At 67.6% G+C, this 3,629-nt stretch carries 2 protein-coding genes; both read left to right on the forward strand.

The features are described from left to right. The first annotated feature begins 19 nt into the window (after positions 1–19). Positions 20–1,426, forward strand: coding sequence for a nitrate/nitrite transporter NarK2 (gene narK2, locus FFS27_RS30405; RefSeq protein WP_003092963.1), 1,407 nt, complete (start codon positions 20–22; stop codon positions 1,424–1,426). Between the two features lie 75 nt (positions 1,427–1,501). Further along, positions 1,502–3,629, forward strand: a 2,128-nt coding sequence (locus FFS27_RS30410) for a nitrate reductase subunit alpha (protein WP_256659753.1), incomplete at its 3' end; no start/stop codon positions are given.

Below are 3,629 nucleotides of genomic sequence, written 5' to 3' on the forward strand. Positions count from 1 at the left end.
CTCCTGAGGTAATGCCGTCATGGGCATGATCGCCAATACCCAACTGAAAGCCGCACGGGGACCGCTGCTGCTCGACTGGCGCCCCGAGGACCCCGAGTTCTGGGCGCGCAACGGCAAGCGCATCGCCAGCCGCAACCTGTGGATCTCGATCCCCGCGCTGCTGCTCGCCTTCGCCGTGTGGATGATCTGGAGCACGGTGACCGTGCGCCTGAACAGCGCCGGCTTCGCCTTCAGCAACGACCAGCTGTTCCTGCTCGCGGCGCTGCCGTCGATCTCCGGCGCCACCCTGCGGGTGTTCTATTCGTTCATGGTGCCGATCTTCGGCGGCCGTCGCTGGACCGCCCTGAGCACCGCCTCGATGCTGATCCCGTGCATCTGGCTGGGCTTCGCCGTGCAGGACCCGAGCACCCCGTACTGGGTGTTCGCCCTGATCGCGCTGCTCTGCGGCTTCGGCGGCGGCAACTTCGCCTCGAGCATGTCCAACATCAGCTTCTTCTATCCGAAGAGCCAGCAGGGCACCGCCCTCGGCCTGAATGCCGGGCTCGGCAACCTCGGCGTCTCGGTGATGCAGTTCGCCGTGCCGCTGGCGGTGGCCGGCGGCCTGTTCGGCGCCTTCGGCGGCGAGCCGCAGCAGCTCGGCGACGGCGGTCGCCTGTGGCTGCAGAACGCCGGCTGGATCTGGGTGCCGTTCATCGCCGTGGTATCGGTCGCGGCCTGGTTCGGGATGAACGACATCGCCGACGCCAAGGCCTCGTTCCGCGACCAGGCGGTGATCTTCAAGCGCAAGCACAACTGGCTGATGTGCTGGCTGTACGTGGCCACCTTCGGCTCGTTCATCGGCTTCTCGGCCGGCTTCGCGATGCTCAGCAAGACCCAGTTCCCCGACATCAACCCGCTGCAATACGCCTTCCTCGGTCCGCTGGTGGGCGCCCTCAGCCGGCCCCTGGGCGGCTGGCTGGCGGACAAGTTCGGCGGCGCGCGGATCACCCTGTGGAACTACGCACTGATGATCGGCGGGGTGTTCACGGTGATCGCCTTCCTGCCGGGCGACGGCGGCCAGGGCAACTTCTTCGGCTTCCTTGGCGCCTTCATCCTGCTGTTCTTCTTCGCCGGCATCGGCAACGGTTCCACCTTCCGCATGATCCCGGTGATCTTCCGCAACGAGTGGGCCCGGCGGGTGCGCGACGGCCAGGCCGACGAAGCCGGCGCGGCGCGCAACGCGAGCATGGAGTCGGCCGCGGTGATCGGCTTCTCCGCCGCCATCGGCGCCTTCGGCGGGTTCTTCATCCCGAAGGCGTTCGGCACCTCGCTGCACATGACCGGCAGCGCCGAGGGCGCCCTCTACGTGTTCATCGCCTACTACCTGAGCTGCATCGTCGCCACCTGGTGGTGGTACGCGCGCAAGGGTGCGGAGAGTCCCTGTTGAGTCCGTCGGCAGCAGCCCGCGGCAACCCCTGATTAGCGTTGTAACGCCCGGCACAGACCGGGTGAGGAGATCAAGATGAGTCACCTGCTCGACCGCCTGCAGTTCTTCAAGAAGAAGCAGGGCGAATTCGCCGATGGCCACGGCGAGACCAGCAACGAGAGCCGCGCCTGGGAAGGTGCCTACCGGCAGCGCTGGCAGCACGACAAGATCGTGCGCTCCACCCACGGGGTGAACTGCACCGGCTCCTGCTCCTGGAAGATCTACGTGAAGAACGGCCTGATCACCTGGGAAACCCAGCAGACCGACTACCCGCGCACCCGTCCGGACCTGCCCAACCACGAGCCGCGCGGCTGCCCGCGCGGGGCCAGCTATTCCTGGTACATCTACAGCGCCAACCGCCTGAAGTACCCGAAGGTGCGCAAGCCGTTGCTCAAGCTCTGGCGCGAGGCGCGGGCGCAGCACGGCGACCCGGTGAACGCCTGGGCCAGCATCGTCGAGGACGCCGCCAAGGCGAAGAGCTACAAGAGCCAGCGCGGCCTGGGCGGCTTCGTCCGTTCCAGCTGGGACGAGGTCACCGAGATCATCGCCGCGGCCAACGTCTACACCGCCAAGACCTACGGTCCGGACCGGGTGATCGGCTTCTCGCCGATCCCGGCCATGTCGATGGTCAGCTACGCCGCCGGCGCCCGCTACCTGTCGCTGATCGGCGGGGTCTGCCTGAGCTTCTACGACTGGTACTGCGACCTGCCGCCGGCCAGCCCGCAGATCTGGGGCGAGCAGACCGACGTGCCGGAGTCGGCCGACTGGTACAACTCCAGCTACATCATCGCCTGGGGCTCCAACGTGCCGCAGACGCGGACCCCGGACGCGCACTTCTTCACCGAGGTGCGCTACAAGGGCACCAAGACCGTCTCCATCACCCCGGACTATTCCGAGGTGGCCAAGCTCACCGACCTCTGGCTCAACCCCAAGCAGGGCACCGACGCCGCGCTGGGCATGGCCTTCGGTCACGTGATCCTGAAGGAGTTCCACCTCGACCGGCCGAGCGCCTACTTCGTCGACTACTGCCGCCAGTACACCGACATGCCGATGCTGGTGTTGCTGGAAGAACACGCCGGCGGCGCGTTCAAGCCGACCCGCTACCTGCGCGCCGCCGACCTGGCGGACAACCTCGGCCAGGACAACAACCCCGAGTGGAAGACCATCGCCTACGACGAGCGCAGCGGCGGGCTGGTCTCGCCCACCGGCGCCATCGGCTACCGCTGGGGCGAGTCAGGCAAGTGGAACATCGCCGAGCTGGACGGCAGGAGCGGTGACCAGACGCGCCTGCAACTGTCGCTGCTCGATGGCCCGGAACATGCCTGCGAGGTGGCCTTCCCGTATTTCGCCGGGCAGGAGCACCCGCACTTCAAGGGCGTCGCTAACGACGAGGTACTGCTGCGCCGGGTGCCGTTCCGCGAGATCGTCGCGGCGGACGGCAAGCGCCTGCGGGTGGCCACCGTCTATGACCTGCAGATGGCCAACTACAGCATCGACCGCGGCCTGGGCGGCGACAACGTGGCGACCTCCTACGAGGACGCCGACACGCCCTATACCCCGGCCTGGCAGGAGCGCATCACCGGCGTTCCGGCGGCGCGCGCGACGCAGGTCGCCCGCGAGTTCGCCGACAGCGCCGACAAGACCCGCGGCAAGGCGATGGTGATCATCGGCGCGGCGATGAACCACTGGTACCACATGGACATGAACTACCGCGCGGTCATCAACATGCTGATGATGTGCGGCTGCATCGGCCAAAGCGGCGGCGGCTGGGCGCACTATGTCGGCCAGGAGAAGCTGCGCCCGCAGACCGGCTGGGCGCCGCTGGCCTTCGGCCTGGACTGGAGCCGGCCGCCGCGGCAGATGAACGGCACCAGCTTCTTCTACCTGCACAGCTCGCAATGGCGCCACGAGAAGCTGTCGATGCACGAGGTGCTGTCGCCGCTGGCCGACGCCAGCCGCTTCGCCGAACACGCCCTGGACTACAACATCCAGGCCGAACGCCTCGGCTGGCTGCCGTCGGCGCCGCAACTGAACCGCAACCCGCTGCGCATCGCCGCCGAGGCCGAGGCCGCCGGCCTTGCCGAGGTCATCGTTCATCACCCCGTTCTTCGCCCCGAGCAGGTACTTGAGCATGTACTCGTGGCCCTTGCCGGAGGAGCCCAGC

It is taken from the genome of Pseudomonas sp. 2VD, assembly GCF_005503585.1.
In the GTDB taxonomy this organism is placed as follows: domain Bacteria; phylum Pseudomonadota; class Gammaproteobacteria; order Pseudomonadales; family Pseudomonadaceae; genus Pseudomonas; species Pseudomonas aeruginosa.

What these genes read in the sequence shown, in the direction of transcription:
- narK2 (WP_003092963.1), top strand. Translation starts at nt 20, where the DNA reads ATGGGCATGATCGCCAATACCCAACTGAAAGCCGCACGGGGACCGCTG.